This window comes from Stenotrophomonas sp. 01N47 (assembly GCF_056399165.1).
Genome location: NZ_JBFTQU010000005.1, coordinates 59,064 through 74,719, shown reverse-complemented (window position 1 = coordinate 74,719; position 15,656 = coordinate 59,064). Strand labels below are relative to the sequence as shown.

The 15,656-nt window shown below is 65.7% G+C and carries 10 protein-coding genes; 5 read left to right on the top strand and 5 right to left on the bottom strand.

Annotated elements, in window-relative coordinates:
- The first annotated feature begins 42 nt into the window (after positions 1-42).
- The 4 genes from AC1DKR_RS10140 (at position 43) to AC1DKR_RS10125 (ending at position 6,910) form a co-directional block, all read left to right on the top strand.
- Positions 43-1,683 (top strand): acetolactate synthase large subunit, encoded by a 1,641-nt coding sequence (locus AC1DKR_RS10140; protein WP_478032640.1) that lies wholly within the window; start codon positions 43-45, stop codon positions 1,681-1,683.
- Positions 1,684-1,881: 198 nt separating this feature from the next.
- A complete protein-coding gene (gene lysS / locus AC1DKR_RS10135; RefSeq protein ID WP_478032638.1) occupies positions 1,882-3,393 on the top strand; it encodes a lysine--tRNA ligase in 1,512 nt (503 codons plus the stop codon).
- Between the two features lie 203 nt (positions 3,394-3,596).
- Entirely contained in the window at positions 3,597-4,742 is a 1,146-nt protein-coding gene (rpfG, locus tag AC1DKR_RS10130) for a cyclic di-GMP phosphodiesterase response regulator RpfG (RefSeq protein ID WP_478032636.1), read from the top strand.
- Positions 4,739-6,910, top strand: coding sequence for a response regulator (locus tag AC1DKR_RS10125; RefSeq protein WP_032975476.1), 2,172 nt, complete (start codon positions 4,739-4,741; stop codon positions 6,908-6,910). The genes rpfG and AC1DKR_RS10125 overlap by 4 nt, the downstream gene beginning before the upstream one ends.
- A gap of 96 nt (positions 6,911-7,006) precedes the next feature.
- On the opposite strand, the gene AC1DKR_RS10120 is transcribed toward AC1DKR_RS10125, so the two are convergent.
- The 5 genes from AC1DKR_RS10120 to betI form a co-directional block, all read right to left on the bottom strand.
- On the bottom strand, positions 7,007-7,879 hold the full coding sequence (locus tag AC1DKR_RS10120) for a crotonase/enoyl-CoA hydratase family protein (RefSeq protein WP_312106816.1): 873 nt from the start codon (positions 7,877-7,879) through the stop codon (positions 7,007-7,009).
- Between the two features lie 161 nt (positions 7,880-8,040).
- Positions 8,041-9,717 carry a long-chain fatty acid--CoA ligase gene (locus AC1DKR_RS10115; protein WP_336027938.1) on the bottom strand — a complete coding sequence of 559 codons (1,677 nt, stop codon included), beginning with the start codon at positions 9,715-9,717 and terminating at the stop codon, positions 8,041-8,043.
- 222 nt (positions 9,718-9,939) lie between these two features.
- Positions 9,940-11,622 carry a choline dehydrogenase gene (betA, locus tag AC1DKR_RS10110; RefSeq protein WP_312785827.1) on the bottom strand — a complete coding sequence of 561 codons (1,683 nt, stop codon included), beginning with the start codon at positions 11,620-11,622 and terminating at the stop codon, positions 9,940-9,942.
- A gap of 101 nt (positions 11,623-11,723) precedes the next feature.
- A complete protein-coding gene (gene betB / locus AC1DKR_RS10105) occupies positions 11,724-13,196 on the bottom strand; it encodes a betaine-aldehyde dehydrogenase (RefSeq protein WP_478032632.1) in 1,473 nt (490 codons plus the stop codon).
- Between the two features lie 41 nt (positions 13,197-13,237).
- Positions 13,238-13,828: a transcriptional regulator BetI gene (betI, locus tag AC1DKR_RS10100; RefSeq protein ID WP_380658121.1), complete on the bottom strand. Its 591-nt coding sequence runs from the start codon at positions 13,826-13,828 to the stop codon at positions 13,238-13,240.
- A 170-nt stretch (positions 13,829-13,998) separates the two neighbouring features.
- Here betI and AC1DKR_RS10095 point away from each other — a divergent pair, with 170 nt between their 5' ends.
- Complete coding sequence (locus AC1DKR_RS10095) at positions 13,999-15,549, top strand: BCCT family transporter (protein WP_478032627.1); 1,551 nt, start codon at positions 13,999-14,001, stop codon at positions 15,547-15,549.
- The last annotated feature ends 107 nt before the right edge of the window (positions 15,550-15,656 follow it).

Sequence of the window (15,656 nt, the reverse complement as noted above, 5' to 3'; positions counted from 1 at the left end):
GCAACGTTCCATCATCACGCACTGCGAGAAGGACGTCATTCCATGTCCAAGGGTTCCGATCTGCTCGTCGCCGCACTCGAAAACGAGGGCGTCGAGCGCATTTTTGGCATTCCTGGTGAAGAGAACCTCGATGTCGTCGAGTCGCTTCGCCACTCCAGCATCGAGCTGGTCATCACCCGCCACGAACAGGCTGCTGTGTTCATGGCCGCCACCTACGGCCGCCTGACCGGCAAGCCCGGCGTGTGCCTCGCCACGCTCGGCCCGGGTGCACTGAACTTCACCACCGGTGCCGCCTACGCACTGCTCGGCGCGTGGCCGGTGATCATGATCACCGGGCAGAAGGGCATCGTGGCCAGCAAGCAGGCGCGCTTCCAGATCGTGGATATCGTCAGCACGATGAAGCCGCTGACCAAGTCGGCGCGGCAGATCGTTTCGGCGCGCACCATCCCCACCATCGTCCGCGAGGCCTTCCGCACGGCGCTGGAAGAGCGCCCCGGGCCGGTGCTGCTGGAACTGCCCGAGGACATCGCGGCGATGGAGGTCGAGGACGTTGCACTGATCCCGCCACACCCGGTGGATCGGCCGATCGCCAGTCCCGAGGCGCTGGACCGTGCGGCGCAGATCATCCGCGATGCAAAGCGGCCGCTGCTGGTGATCGCCTCGGCGGCGTCGCGGCCGCAGTCCAGCGAAGCGCTGTCGGCCTTCGTGCTGCGCGCCGGCATCCCGTTCGTCACCACGCAGATGGGCAAGGGCGCGGTGGCCGGTGGCTCGGGCCTGTACATGGGCACGGCGGCACTGAGCGAGCGCGACTACGTGCACATGGCCATCGATCAGGCCGACGTGATCGTGACCATCGGCCACGAGGTGACGGAGAAGCCGCCCTTCGTGATGCGCCCGGGTGGCCGCACGGTCATCCACATCGGCTATTCGCAGGCCGCGGTGGAGCAGGTGTACTTCCCGCAGGTGGAGGTGATCGGCGATATCGGCCGCTCGCTGACCCTGCTGGCCGACCGTATCGAGGGCAGGGTGGACAACGCCGCTGCACTGCTGCCGCTGCGCGCGACGATCCTGGAGCACATCGCCGACCGCGCCGAAGAGGCCGGTTTCACGCCGCAGCGGCTGGTGCATGACGTGCGCCAGGTGATGCCGCCGGACGGCATCGTGGCGCTGGACAATGGCATGTACAAGATCTGGTTCGCGCGCAACTACCGTACCCAGGTGGCCAATACGCTGCTGCTGGACAACGCATTGGCCACGATGGGCGCGGGGCTGCCGTCGGCGATCATGGCCTCGATCCTGTACCCGCAGCGCCGCGTGCTGGCGGTGTGTGGCGATGGCGGTTTCATGATGAACAGCCAGGAGCTGGAGACAGCACGGCGGCTGGGCCTGAACCTGGTGGTGCTGATCCTCAACGACGGCGCCTACGGGATGATCCGCTGGAAGCAAGCGGTGGATGGTTTCGCCGACTACGGCATGACCTTCGGCAATCCGGATTTCGTCAAGTACGCCGAGGCCTATGGGTGCCAAGGGCATGACGTGACGGCGATCGAGCAGTTCATTCCGACCCTGGAAGCGGCCTTCACCGCGGGCGGCGTGCATCTGGTGTCGGTGCCGGTGGACTATTCGGAGAACCAGCGGGTGCTGGTGGAAGAGCTGCGGCAGGCATTCCCCGGGAACGGGTGAATCCGGGGCATGGCCCAGTAGGTGTCGACCTTGGTCGACACGGTGGGCGCCAACCAAGGTTGGTGGCTACCGGAGCAAGGGCGGCCCGAGGCCGGGCCTGGGCGCGTGCGGAGGCCGGGGCAGGGCGCTTTTGGTATGCTGGGCAACCGGCTGCGCCGGGCGCAAGACTCCCCCTCACTACACGATTCCCGCAGATCCATGAGCGAAGCTACCGATACCCCCCCCGTCGACGAAAACAAGTTGATCGCCGAGCGCCGTGAGAAACTCAAAGCGCTGCGCGGGCAGGGGATCGCGTATCCGAACGACTTCCGTCGCGAGGACTTCGCCGGCAGCCTGCAGGAAGAATTCGCCGATGCGGAGCAGTGGACCGCCGAAACGCTGGAAGGCAACGGCCGCCAGGTGAAGATGGCCGGTCGCCTGATGGCCAAGCGGATCATGGGCAAGGCCAGCTTCGCCCAGATCCAGGACGAATCGGGCCGCATCCAGCTGTTCCTGCAGGGCAGCGTGCTGGGTGATGCCTACACCGCCTTCAAGGGCTGGGACGTGGGCGACATCATTGCTGTCGAAGGTGGCCTGACCCGCACCAAGACCGGCGAGCTGTCGGTCAAGGCCGAGTCGATCCGCCTGCTGACCAAGTCGCTGCGCCCGCTGCCGGACAAGTGGCATGGCCTGGCCGACGTCGAGCAGCGCTACCGCCAGCGTTACGTCGACCTGATCGTGACCCCGGAGTCGCGCGCGGTCTTCATCAAGCGCTCGAAGATCATCCGTGCGATGCGTGCATGGCTGGACAACCGCGACTTCCTCGAAGTCGAAACGCCGATGATGCATTACATCCCCGGCGGCGCGGCGGCCAAGCCGTTCACCACCCACCACAACGCGCTGGACCTTGACCTGTACCTGCGCGTGGCGCCGGAGCTGTACCTCAAGCGCCTGACCGTCGGTGGCCTGGAACGCGTCTACGAAATCAACCGCAACTTCCGCAACGAAGGCGTCAGCACCCGCCACAACCCGGAATTCACCATGATGGAACTGTACGAGGCCTATGCCACGTACAACGAGATCATGGACCTGACCGAAGGCGTGATCCGTGACGTGGCACAGTCGGTGAACGGCACCACCGTGGTTGAGTGGGACGGCGCCAACATCGACCTGGGCCCGGCGTTCCGCCGCTGGCGCATGGACGAAGCGGTGCGCCACCACAACCCGGAAATCTCCGCGGCCGACTGCACCGACCGTGACGCGCTGCTGCGCCATTGCGAGCGCCTGAAGATCCGCGTCAAGCCGTCCTACGGCTGGGGCAAGCTGCTGCTTGAGATCTTCGAAGCCACCGTCGAGCACACCCTGATCCAGCCGACCTTCATCACCGATCACCCGGTGGAGGTCTCGCCGCTGGCCCGCGCCAACGACAACGATCCGGGCTATACCGATCGCTTCGAGCTGTTCGTCAACGGCAAGGAACTGGCCAACGGCTTCTCCGAGCTGAACGACCCGGAAGACCAGGCCCAGCGTTTCCAGGCGCAGGTGGCGGCGAAGGAAGGCGGCGATGACGAGGCCATGCACTACGACGCCGACTACATCCGTGCGCTGGAGTACGGAATGGCGCCGACCGGCGGTCTTGGCATCGGCGTCGATCGCCTGGTGATGCTGCTGACCGGCAGCAGCTCGATCCGCGACGTGCTGCTGTTCCCGTACATGCGTCCTGAGCAGTAACCAGCGTTTTCGGCGTCCGTTTGTGCGCGCCGTCTCGGTTTGAGACGGCGCCATTGACGCAACCCGCACTCGGCGTATCGTTATTGCACAACCTTGACACTGGCTATGGCTTGATGGCGTCAGGGGAGGCCGCAATGTGGAGAATCCGCTTCACATTGTGACGACGATCATGAATCGGGGAGCTTGTGACGGGAGTCGAGCCGATGCAGGGTGCCAGCGTGCACAGCGGCGGGGTATCCTCGCCCGCTGACCTTTCAGCATGGTCGAGAAAGCAGGCAGAGAACGCCTTGAACATCGTCATCGTCGATGACCAGACTTCCGCACGGACGATGCTCCGTCACGTCATCGAGGACATCGCGCCGGAACTGAGCGTGCATGACTTCGGCGATCCGTTGACGGCGTTGGCATGGTGCGAATCGTACCCGGTCGACCTGCTGCTTCTCGATTACCGCATGCCGGAGATGGACGGGCTGGAATTCGCCCGCCGCTTCCGCCGGCTGCCCAAACATCGCGATATTCCGGTGATCCTGATCACCGTGGTGGGTGACGAGCCGATCCGCCAGGCAGCACTGGAAGCCGGCGTGATCGATTTCCTGGTCAAGCCGATCCGCCCGCGCGAACTGCGCGCACGCTGCTACAACCTGTTGCAGCTGCGCCAGCAGACCGAGAACGTGAAGCAGCGCGCGCTGTCGCTGGAGCAGCGGCTGCTGGCCAGCATGCACGAGGTGGAGGAGCGCGAGCGCGAGACGCTTTCGCGGCTGGCGCTTGCGATCGAGTTCCGTGATGCCGGCACCAGTGCCTACCTTGAGCGCATGGCGCGCGTGGCTGGCCTGATCGCCGAGCAGCTGGGCCTGCCGGAAGACGACGTCAAGCTGATCGAGATGGCCGCGCCGCTGCACGACATGGGCAAGATCGCCATTCCCGATGCGGTGCTGCTCAAGCAGGGCAAGCTCAATGATGAGGAGCTGGCGATCATGCGCCGGCATCCGCGGATTGGCCATGAACTGCTCAGTGGCAGCCAGAACCGCTTCATCCAGGTCGGTGCATTGATCGCGCTGCGTCACCATGAGCGCTACGACGGCAGTGGTTATCCCGATGGCCTGGTCGGCGATGCGATTCCGCTGGAGGCACGCATCGTCGCCGTGGCCGACGTGTTCGATGCGCTGATCTCGCCGCGCCCCTACAAGGAAGCGTGGACGATGGAAGCCACCATGGCCTACCTGTATGCCCAGCGCGGGCGCCTGTTCGATCCGCGTTGCGTGGACGCGTTGCTGCGCGGTCGTGAGCAGCTGGAACAGATCTGCGCCGAGCACTCCACCGCCTCTGCACGGCCGGGACTGGGCGCGTGAAACGCCTGCTGTCGCGATTGCGGTTGCGCCTGTCCCAGCGGCAGGACAGCGAGCACGGGCAGCAGATCGTCCGCATCGTCCTGATCAGCCTGATCCTGGCTTACGTGCTGCTGCCTTCGGCTCGGCACGATCTGCCGCACACCCAGTATGTCGGTGTGCTGGCGATCGTGTTGACGGGGCTGAGTCTGTCGCTGCTGTTGTTCGGCTGGCTGCTGTGGCGGCCGCAGCGTTCCGATCCGCGCCGCGTACTGGGCATGCTGGCCGACTACGGCCTGATCGCCGCCGGCATGATCCAGATGGGCGAGCCGCTGTCGTGGGTCTACATCGTGGTGATGTGGGTGACGGTGGGCAACGGCATGCGCTTCGGCAACCACTACCTGTATGTGGCCGTGGCGATGGCGATGGTCAGCTTCGGCAGTACCGCGCTGTCGACCCCCTATTGGCAACAGAACGCACGCCTGGCCATCGGCCTGTGGCTTGGCCTGGCGGCGGTTCCCCTGTATTTTTCCACGCTGCTGCGGCAGTTGACCGAAGCGATGGCCGAGGCGCGGCGCGCCAGCGAAGCCAAGAGTCGATTCCTGGCCAACATGAGCCACGAGTTTCGTACCCCACTCAATGGATTGAATGGCATGACAGAAGTGTTGGCGACCACGCGCCTGGATGACGAGCAGCGTGAGTGCGTGAGTACCATCCAGGCGTCATCGCGCAGCCTGCTGGCGCTGGTCGAGGAAGTGCTGGACATCTCGGCGATCGAGGCCGGCAAGCTGCGCGTGGTCGCCGAGGATTTCGTTCTTTCCGAAGTGATGCAGGCGATCGGCCTGATCCTGTTGCCGCAGGCCAAGGCCAAGCGCCTGGACTACCGGGTGAAGGTGGCCGAGACCGTGCCGCCGACCCTGCGCGGCGACGTCGGGCATCTGCGGCAGATCCTGCTCAACCTGGCCGGCAACGCGGTCAAGTTCACCGATCACGGCCGGGTCGAGATCCGCGTCAGTGTTGTCCACGCCGACACCCAGGGTGGGGTGCGGCTGCGCTTCGACATTCTCGATACCGGTATCGGCGTTGCACCGGCGATGCGTCCGCGTCTGTTCGAGGCCTTCGAGCAGGCCGACGTCAGCATGGCCCGCCGCCATGAGGGTACCGGCCTGGGCACGACCATCGCCAAGGGGCTGGTCGAAGCGATGGACGGCGAGATCGGTTACCTGGACAACCCGCCGCAGGGCAGCCACTTCTGGGTGGAGCTGCCGTTCGCGCCGCCGCAGCCGGTGGTCCCGGGTGCGGTGCCGACCCTCGCTGCTGGCGACGAAACCGGTGCCGGCGGCAACGTCATCGCGTTTGCCGACCCGTTCCTGCGCCATCGCGCGCGGGTGCGCAGCATGCAGATCCTGGTCGCTGACGACCACGAGGCCAACCGCATGGTGCTGCAGCGGCTGCTGCAGAAGGCGGGGCACAAGGTGCTGTGCGTCGATGGTGGCGAGGCGGTGCTCGACGCACTGGCTGAAAGCGAGTTCGATGCGGCCATCGTCGATCTGCACATGCCGGGCATGAGTGGCCTGGACATGCTGAAGGAGCTGCGGGTGATGCAGGCCGGCGGCGGCCCGCGCACGCCGGTGCTGGTGCTCAGCGCCGACGTCACTCCCGAAGCCATCCAGCGCTGTACCCAGGCCGGTGCACATGCGTTCCTGGCCAAGCCCGTGGTGGCCGTGCGACTGCTGGACACCCTGGCCGAGATTGCCAACAACGCACAGCTCAAGGCCAGTGCGCCGCCGATCGTGCGCACCGTCACCAACCTCGATGGCGTGCTCGATACCGGCGTGCTTGATGAGCTGGCCTCGCTGGGAATGGGCGAGGGCTTCGAGCGTGAGTTCATCCGCCAGTGCCTGGACGATGCCGAGTCGTGCCTGCGCAAGGCCGAAGGTGATGGCGAAGCGGCACGCTGGGGCGCTTTCCGCGAACAGTCGCATGCGATCAAGGGCGTGGCAAGCAATCTGGGCCTGGTGCGCGCGTCCAACCGCGCCGGTGAGTTGATGCGGATGGCCGACTGGCAACTCAAGGCCGAATGGCGGCAGCGTCTTGCGGTGCTGCAGGGGGCCATCAAGGAAGGCCGGCAGGCGCTGGATGCGCGCGCCGAACGCAAGGCACGCGGCGTGGCCGACGACGGCGAGCGGTAGAGCCAGGCCTGCGCGGCGGGTTTTCGATGACTGCGCGCCGCATAAAAAAAGCCCGGTGGCCAGCCGGGCTTGAACCCTGCGGGGGAGGGGAACGTATCAGGCCACATCCAGATTGGCGCGTCGGGTCTGCGCTTTGATCAAACGGTCCATGGTGCGCAGCGAACGATCACCCAGGGCCAGTGCCGAATCGACCCAGACCTTGGTGATTTCCAGCAGCTCGTCATAGCTGACCGCCTGCGCCAGGTTGCGCGCGGCGTTCATTGCCAGGTACGACTGCGGCAGGCGCTGCTGCTGGCGGATCATCTCTTCGACCGCGCCGCGGCCTTCTCCTTTCCTGACCAGCACGTCGACCACGCCCATCGCGTGCATCTCCTCGGCGCTGTAGATACGGCCATCGAGGATGATCTTCTCGGCCAGCTGCGGCGCCACCCGGCGGCACAGGAACGAGTAGGCGCCCATGCCCGGGAACAGGCCGAACAGCACTTCGGGCAGGCCCATGCCGCACCCTTCCTCGGCCACGATGGTGTGGCAGGCGAGGGCCATTTCCAGGCCGCCACCCAGCGCATCGCCCTGGATCAGGGCGATCGAGCGGACGTCGCCGCCGAAGCCGGTGTGCAGGTGGTGAACGCCCTCCACGCAGCGTTGGGCGTAGGTCAGCAGCAGGTCACGGTTGCCTTCGCGGATCAGGCGGGTAAACAGGTCCAGGTCGCCGCCCAGGTTGTAGGCGGCGGCGTCGGAGGCCAGCACGAAATGGCGCAGCTGGCCGCTGTGGCGCTGTGCCGGGCCGTGGGTGATGGCGCTCATGTAGCTCCACATTTCGTCCAGCATGTCCTTGCGGCAGCAGGGGCGCACGCCGGTGGAGGCGTCGGCGTGCATGAACAGCCAGTGGGCGGCGCCGTCGGCGCTGTCCTGGGTGCGGATGGTGGCGTAGGGCGAGCCGCTGCTGGGCAGCTTTTCGATGGTACTCATGGAAGGGTCCTCGGCGGTGCGGCCCGCAGATCAAGGTGGTGGCCGGCGGGCCGAACGGTCCACTCACGCGGCGATGCTACACCGGCCCCGGGCCTACGCACGCGAAAAGGCCCGGGTCGTTGCCGACCCGGGCCTGAGCGCGTTCAACTTTCCGGAAACCCTTACGGGGCGGGCGTATCGCGGAGTTCGCGACGCAGGATCTTGCCGACGTTGGTCTTCGGCAGCTCTTTTCGGAATTCAACGATTCTGGGGTGCTTGTAGCCGGTCAGGTTGGCCCGGGCGTGCTCCTTGACCATCTCGGCGGTCAGGTTCGGGTCCTTCTTGACGATGACCACCTTGACCACCTCGCCGGACTTCTCGTCCGGTACACCCACTGCGGCCACTTCCAGCACGCCCGGCATCATCGCGATCACGTCTTCGACTTCATTCGGGTACACGTTGAAGCCGGACACCAGGATCATGTCCTTCTTGCGGTCGACGATGTAGAAGAAGCCGTGTTCGTCCATCTTGGCCATGTCGCCGGTGTGCAGCCAGTCGTCGGCGTCGATGGCCTTGGCGGTTTCCTCGGGACGCTGCCAGTAGCCCTTCATCACCTGCGGGCCGCGGATGCACAGTTCGCCCACTTCACCCAGCGCCAGGATGTTGCCGTTGTCGTCCTTGATGCAGGCATCGGTGGACGGAATCGGCAGGCCGATCGAGCCGTTGTACTCGGCCAGGGTCAGCGGGTTGATGCAGGCCGCCGGTGAGGTCTCGGTCAGGCCATAGGCCTCGACCAGGGTGACGCCGGTGGTCTTCTTCCAACGTTCGGCCACCGCACGCTGCACGGCCATGCCGCCGCCCAGGGTCACCTTCAGCGAGGAGAAATCGACCGTGTCGAAGCCAGGGGTGTTGAGCAGGCCGTTGAACAGCGTGTTGACACCGGTGATCGCGGTGAAGCGCACCGACTTGAGCTCCTTGACGAAGCCCTTCATGTCACGTGGATTCGTGATCAGGTGGTTGCAGCCACCGAACTTCATGAAGACCAGGCCGTTCGCCGTCAGCGCGAAGATGTGGTACAGCGGCAGGGCGGTGATGATCCATTCCTTGCCCATCTCGATGCCCGATGCGCTGATCCAGGCCGAGGCCTGCTGCATGTTGGCGATCAGGTTGCGGTTGGTCAGCATCGCACCCTTGGCCACACCGGTAGTGCCGCCGGTGTACTGCAGGAACGCCACGTCGTCATGGTCGATCTCGACCTTCGGCAGGGTGTGGCGGCTGCCCAGCTTGAGCGCCTGCTTGAAGCGGATCGCGCCCTTCAGGTGGTAGTTGGGCACCATCTTCTTGATGTACTTGAGCACGAAGTTGACGATCGTGCCCTTGGCGCCGAGCAGGTCGCCCAGGCCGGTGGTGATGACCTGCTTGACCTGGGTATCGGCGATGACCTGTTCGACGGTATCGCCGAAGTTGTCCACCACCACCAGCGCGGTCACGCCGGCATCGACCAGCTGATGCTTCAACTCGCGCGCGGTGTACAGCGGGTTGACGTTGACCACGGTCAAGCCGGCACGCAGCACGCCGAAGGTCGCCACCGGGTACTGCAGGCAGTTGGGCATCATCAGGGCGACGCGGTCGCCTTTCTTGAGCTTCAGCTCACCCAGCAGGTAAGCGGCGAACTGCTCGACCAGGGCATCGGTCTCACCGTAGGTGAGGGTCTTGCCGAAACTGGAGTAGGCCGGTCGGTCGCGGTACTTCGCGACGGACGCGTCGAAGACCGAAACTACCGAATGGAACTCGTTGACGTCGATTTCGGCGGGAACGCCTTTCGGATAGCTCTGCAGCCAGGGACGATCCAGACTCATATTCCCCCTCCAGGAATCGTAATGATGGGTGCGGCGCGGACAGTATCCGCCAGAACCGCTCTCCGCAGCATACCGCCCCGTAGGGAAAACGCGAAGAGGCCCCGCAAGGGGCCTCTGCATTTCCTGTGGTGCCGGCCGCTGGCCGGCAATCACGGTGATCGGTGGCGTGGAGAGCGCATGCCCGCAGCCGGCACCAACGACCGTCATGGCAGGCCGCTTGCGTCAGCCCTGCGAGCGCACCGGTGCGCCGTTGGCCTTGTAGTAGGGCGCAGTGCTGCGCGGCAGCGGGGCGCGGCCACGGATTACATCGGCCAGCTTCTCGGCGATCATGATGGTCGGTGCGTTGAGGTTGCCGGTGACCACCTGCGGCATGATCGAGGCATCGACGATGCGCAGGCCTTCCAGGCCGTGCACGCGGCCCTGGCCGTCGACCACTGCCATCGGATCATCGGCGTGGCCCATCTTGTTCGAGCATGACGGGTGGTAGGCAGTCTCGGCATGCTCGCGCACGAACGCATCGATCTGCGCATCGGTCTGCAGGGCACTGCCCGGCGAGATCTCACGGCCGCTGTACGGTGCCAGCGCCGGCTGCGCGAAGATCTCGCGGGTGATCCGGATTGCCGAGCGGAACTCGCGCCAGTCCTGGTCGTGCGACATGTAGTTGAACAGGATGCTGGGATCTTCGCGCGGATCCTTCGAGCGCACGTGGATGCGGCCACGGCTGGGCGAGCGCATCGAGCCGACATGCATCTGGAAGCTGTGTGCCTTGATCGGGTTGGAGCCGTTGTAGTTGATCGCCACCGGCAGGAAGTGATACTGCAAGTTGGGCCAGTCGAATTCGGCATCGCTGCGGATGAAACCGCCAGCCTCGAACTGGTTGCTGGCGCCGATGCCGGTGCCCAGGAACAGCCATTCGGCGCCGATCGCCGGCTGGTTGTACAGCTTCAGTGCCGGGGCCAGCGAGACCGGCTTCTTGCATTCGTACTGCAGGTACATCTCAAGGTGGTCCTGCAGGTTGGCGCCGACGCCGGGCAGGTGGTGCACCAGGTCGATGTCCAGGCTGCGCAGCAGGTCGGCCGGGCCGACGCCGGAGCGCTGCAGGATCTGCGGCGAGGCGATGGCACCACCACACAGCAGCACTTCGCGGCGTGCGGTGGCGCGCTGAGGCTGGTCGTTGTGCAGCCACTGCACGCCCACTGCGCGCTTGCCCGAGAACAGGATGCGGTCGGTCAGCGCGTGGGTGACGATGGTCAGGTTCGGGCGCGGCTTGGCCAGGTCCAGGTAGCCACGGGCGGTGCTGGAACGACGGCCCTTCGGCGTGACCGTGCGGTCCATCGGGCCGAAGCCTTCCTGCTGGTAGCCGTTGAGGTCGTCGGTGCGCGGGTAACCGGCCTGCACGCCGGCCTCGACCATCGCCGCGAACAGTTCGTTGTTGCCGGCCTTGGGCGTGGTCACGCGCAGCGGGCCGTCACCGCCGTGGTAGTCGTTCGGGCCGATGTCACGGGTTTCGGCCTTGCGGAAGTACGGCAGGCAGTCCAGGTAGGTCCAGTCTTCCAGGCCCGGCATGCCGGCCCAGTTGTCGTAGTCCATCGCGTTGCCGCGGATGTAGCACATGCCGTTGATCAGCGACGAACCGCCCAGGCCCTTGCCACGACCGCAATCCATCCGGCGGTTGTTCATGAAGGGCTCGGGATCGGTCTTGTACGCCCAGTTGTAGCGCTTGCCCTGCAGCGGGAAGGCCAGTGCGGCGGGCATCTGGGTGCGGAAATCGAGCCGGTAGTCCGGGCCACCGGCTTCCAGCAGAAGCACGCTGACATCGGCATCTTCGGTGAGGCGGGTGGCCAGCACGTTGCCGGCCGAACCGGCGCCGATGATGATGTAGTCGTACTCGTTATGGGTGCTCATGGTTGCTCTCCTGCAGGCCGGGCGCGCTGCATGCAGGCGTCCCGGCGGAATGTCGGATCGGCGCGGTGGCCGGACGATGGGCGGTGCTCAGGGTGCGCCGGTCAGAACACGCTGGCGTAGTCGCCCAGCTCGACCTGCACCGACTTGATGCGGGTGTAGTGGCCGAGGGTGGAGATACCGTTCTCGCGGCCAACGCCGGACTGCTTGTAGCCACCCACCGGCATTTCGGCCGGCGACTCGCCCCAGGTGTTGATCCAGCAGATGCCAGCTTCCAGGCGATGGATGATGCGGTGGGCGCGGCTGATGTCCTTGCTGACCACGCCTGCGGCCAGGCCGAAGGTGGTGTCGTTGGCGCGACGGATCACTTCGTCCTCGTCGTCGTAGGCAAGGATGCTCATCACCGGTCCGAAGATTTCTTCCCGGACAATCGTCATGTCGTCGCGGCAGTCGGAGAACACCGTCGGCAGCACGTAGGCGCCGTCGGCCAGGGCACCGTCGGTGGCACGACCGCCGCCGGTCAGCAGGCGCGCGCCTTCGCTCTTGCCGCTTTCGATGAAGCGCAGCACGTTTTCCATGTGCGGGAAGCTGGTCAGCGGGCCGAAGTTGGTCTCGGCGGCCATCGGGTCGCCGATGCGGATGCGCTTGACGCGCTCGACCACCGCGGCTTCGAACGCGGCCAGCATGCTGCGCGGCACGAACACGCGGGTGCCGTTGGTGCAGACCTGGCCGGAGCTGAAGAAGTTGGCCATCACCGCGATGTCGGCGGCCCGGTCCAGATCGGCGTCGTCACAGATCACCAGCGGCGACTTGCCGCCCAGTTCCATCGTCACTTCCTTCAGCGACGACGACGCGGCGCTGGCCATGACCTTCTTGCCGGTGGCCACGCCGCCGGTGAAGGAGATCTTCTCGATCACCGGGTGCTCGGTCAGCCAGTTGCCGATCTCGCGGCCCGGGCCCTGCACGACGTTGAACACGCCGTCCGGCACGCCAGCCTCGGTGTAGATCTCGGCCAGCTTGATCGCGGTCAGCGGGGTCACTTCAGACGGCTTGAAGACCATCGCGTTGCCGGCGGCCAGCGCCGGGGCCGACTTCCACATGGCGATCTGGATCGGGTAGTTCCAGGCGCCGATGCCGGCGACCACGCCCAGCGGCTCGCGGCGGGTATAGAAGAAGCTCGATTCGCGCAGCGGCAGCTGGATGCCTTCGATGGCGGTGGCCAGGCCGGCGTAGTACTCCAGCACGTCGGCACCGGTGACGATGTCCACCGTGGTGGTTTCGGCCAGCGCCTTGCCGGTATCCAGGGTTTCCAGGTGGGCCAGCTCATCGTTGCGCTCGCGCAGGATCTCGACGGCACGGCGCAGGATGCGCGAGCGCTCCATGGCGGTCATCGCTGCCCACACCTTCTGGCCTTCGCTGGCGCTTTCAACGGCGCGTTCGACATCGGCCTGGCTGGCGATCTGCACTTCAGCCAGCACCTGGCCATTGGCAGGGTTGACGGTCTGGAAGGTCTTGCCACTGGTGGCGTCGACGCGGCGGCCGTGGATGTAGAGCTGTTGCACGGGCAGGGTGGTCATCGGCTTGCTCCTGGAAGGGGTGGGGCGGGGTCGTGGCGCGCTCAGGGCGCGTTGGCCTGCAATTGGAAATCGATGTAGCCGTAGGCGATGCGGCGGGCCTTGTCGGCGTTGAAGTCACCACCGACCAGGCTGCCGCGCAGCCACAGGCCGTCGATCATCGCGGCCAGTCCGCGTGCGGACAGGCGTGCCTGCGCATGCGGCAACTGGCGGTTGAACTGGTGGCAGAGGTTGGAGAACAGTCGCTGGTCGTTGGCGCGCTGCAGCCGGGTCAGTTCCGGCTGGTGCATGCTCGCGGCCCAGAACGTCAGCCATACACGCATGGCGGTCCCGTTGGTCTGGCTGTCGTCGAAGTTGCCATCGACGATGGCGCGAAGCTGTGAACGTGCGTCGTCTGCGGCGGCGTCGCGATAGCGAGCGACGGCTGCCTTCAGCTCGCGCAGGATCTGCCGCATCGCCGCATTGAGCAGGCCATCCTTGTCGCCGAAGTAGTGGGCGACGATGCCGCTGGACAGGCCGGCCTTCCTTGCGATGGTGGCGACGGTGGCATCGGCCATGCCGATCTCGTCAATGGTCTGAAAAGTGGCCCGGATCAACTGCTCGCGACGGACCGGTTCCACGCCTTTCTTCGGCATTGTCTCTCCACGGATTGCGACCCGGACTGCCGGGCTGGTGAAGATCATACTTTTTATTGATTGAACGTTCAATCAATAAACCCTACGATGCCGGTCGCCCCCCCACGCCATGGGCCCGGTTTCCGGTCCGGCCCCGCCCATGTGCCCCCTTGGACTGATGAGACGACCCCATGTCTTCCCTGGCTCATCCCAAGCGCTCGCCCCTGCGCTTGAACCGTTTCGTGTTCTTCAGTTCGTCGGTCTCCATCGGCATCCTCGGTGCGTTGACCGTCTTTTTCCCGGAGGCCAGCGAGCACTGGCTGCAATGGGCACAGGCCGAGGTCTCGGCGGCGTTCGGCTGGTGGTACATGCTGTTGATCGTGGCCTGCCTGGGTTTCGTACTGTGGCTGGCGTTCTCGCCATATGGGCGCATCCGCCTGGGCCATAACGAGGAATCGCCGGCCTTCGGCTACGTGGCCTGGGTGTCGATGCTGTTCTCGGCCGGCATCGGCATCGCGCTGCTGTACTACGGCGCCTACGAGCCGCTCGATCATTTCCTCAACCCGCCCGGGCAGCCCGGCGGCACCGTCGCCGCTGGCCGCGAAGCGATGGTGCTGACCTTCCTGCACTGGGGCTTGCATGGCTGGGCGCTGTACGCGCTGGTCGGCGTAGCGCTGGGCTACTTCGCCTACCGCCGCAACCTGCCGCTGGCCCTGCGTTCGGCGCTGTACCCGATCTTCGGCGAGCGTATCCATGGCCGCATCGGTGACATGGTGGATGGCTTCGGCATCCTCGCGACGCTGATCTCGATGGTCACCAACCTCGGCATCGGTGCGCTGGTGGTGCAGTCCGGCCTGGTCTACCTGTTCCACATCCCGGATACGCCGCAGGTGCTCGTGGCCATCGTGCTGGTGATGATGGTCGTGGCCACCATCGGCGTGGTTGCCGGCGTGGAGAAGGGCATCGCCTGGCTGTCCAACCTCAACGTGCGCCTGCTGTGCCTGCTGCTGCTGTTCGTTCTGGTGACCGGGCCAACCCTGCACCTGTTCGATGGCTTGGTGCAGAACACCGGCGACTATCTGGGCGCGTTCGTGCGCAAGAGCTTCGACATGTACCTCAACGACCCGAAGGGGCGTGAGTGGATGGGCTCGTGGACGTTGTTCTACTGGGCGTGGTGGATTGCCTGGGCGCCGTTCGTGGGCCTTTTCGTTGCGCGCATCTCGCGCGGCCGCACCATCCGCGAAGTGATCATGGGCGTGCTGTTGATCCCGCTGGGCTTCACCCTGGCCTGGCTGTCGATCTTCGGCAACACCGCGATCGACCTGGTGCTGAACCACGGCCAGGCGGTGCTGGGCCACGTGGCCCAGCACGATGCGGCGATGACCCTGTTCAAGCTGCTGGAGTACTTGCCCGCGGCGCCGTACATCGCTGGTGCGGCAGTGGTCATTGGTTTCGTGTTGTTCCTGACCCCGGTCGATTCGGGCACGCTGATGATCGCCAACCTGTGCACCCGGCGTGTCGATGATGGCGTGGAGGATGGGCATGACGCGCCGATCTGGCTGCGCGTGTTCTGGGCGGCGGGCATTACCGTGGCCAGCGTCGGCCTGCTGCTGGCTGGCAACTTCAGCGCGATGCAGACGGCGGTGGTGCTGTGCGGCCTGCCTTTCTCGTTCATCCTGGCGTTCTACATGTGGGGCCTGCTGAAGGCGCTGCGTACCGACCCGGACGCGCCGCGGCGGTAGGTGGCGCCGGGCCGCCACGCCCGGCGAGCAGCAAAGAAAAGGGCCGGATCTGTGAGGATCCGGCCCTTTTGTCTTGTCGCAGCCAGGCATGGCCTGGCTCTACCTAC

Excerpts from the sequence above, each read along its gene's own strand:
- betI (WP_380658121.1), bottom strand. The coding sequence starts at position 13,828 with ATGCCGAAGAAAGGCGTGGAACCGGTCCGTCGCGAGCAGTTGATCCGG.
- betA (WP_312785827.1), bottom strand. The coding sequence starts at position 11,622 with ATGAGCACCCATAACGAGTACGACTACATCATCATCGGCGCCGGTTCG.
- betB (WP_478032632.1), bottom strand. The coding sequence starts at position 13,196 with ATGACCACCCTGCCCGTGCAACAGCTCTACATCCACGGCCGCCGCGTC.
- lysS (WP_478032638.1), top strand. The coding sequence starts at position 1,882 with ATGAGCGAAGCTACCGATACCCCCCCCGTCGACGAAAACAAGTTGATC.
- AC1DKR_RS10115 (WP_336027938.1), bottom strand. The coding sequence starts at position 9,717 with ATGAGTCTGGATCGTCCCTGGCTGCAGAGCTATCCGAAAGGCGTTCCC.
- AC1DKR_RS10095 (WP_478032627.1), top strand. The coding sequence starts at position 13,999 with ATGTCTTCCCTGGCTCATCCCAAGCGCTCGCCCCTGCGCTTGAACCGT.
- rpfG (WP_478032636.1), top strand. The coding sequence starts at position 3,597 with ATGCAGGGTGCCAGCGTGCACAGCGGCGGGGTATCCTCGCCCGCTGAC.
- AC1DKR_RS10140 (WP_478032640.1), top strand. The coding sequence starts at position 43 with ATGTCCAAGGGTTCCGATCTGCTCGTCGCCGCACTCGAAAACGAGGGC.
- AC1DKR_RS10120 (WP_312106816.1), bottom strand. The coding sequence starts at position 7,879 with ATGAGTACCATCGAAAAGCTGCCCAGCAGCGGCTCGCCCTACGCCACC.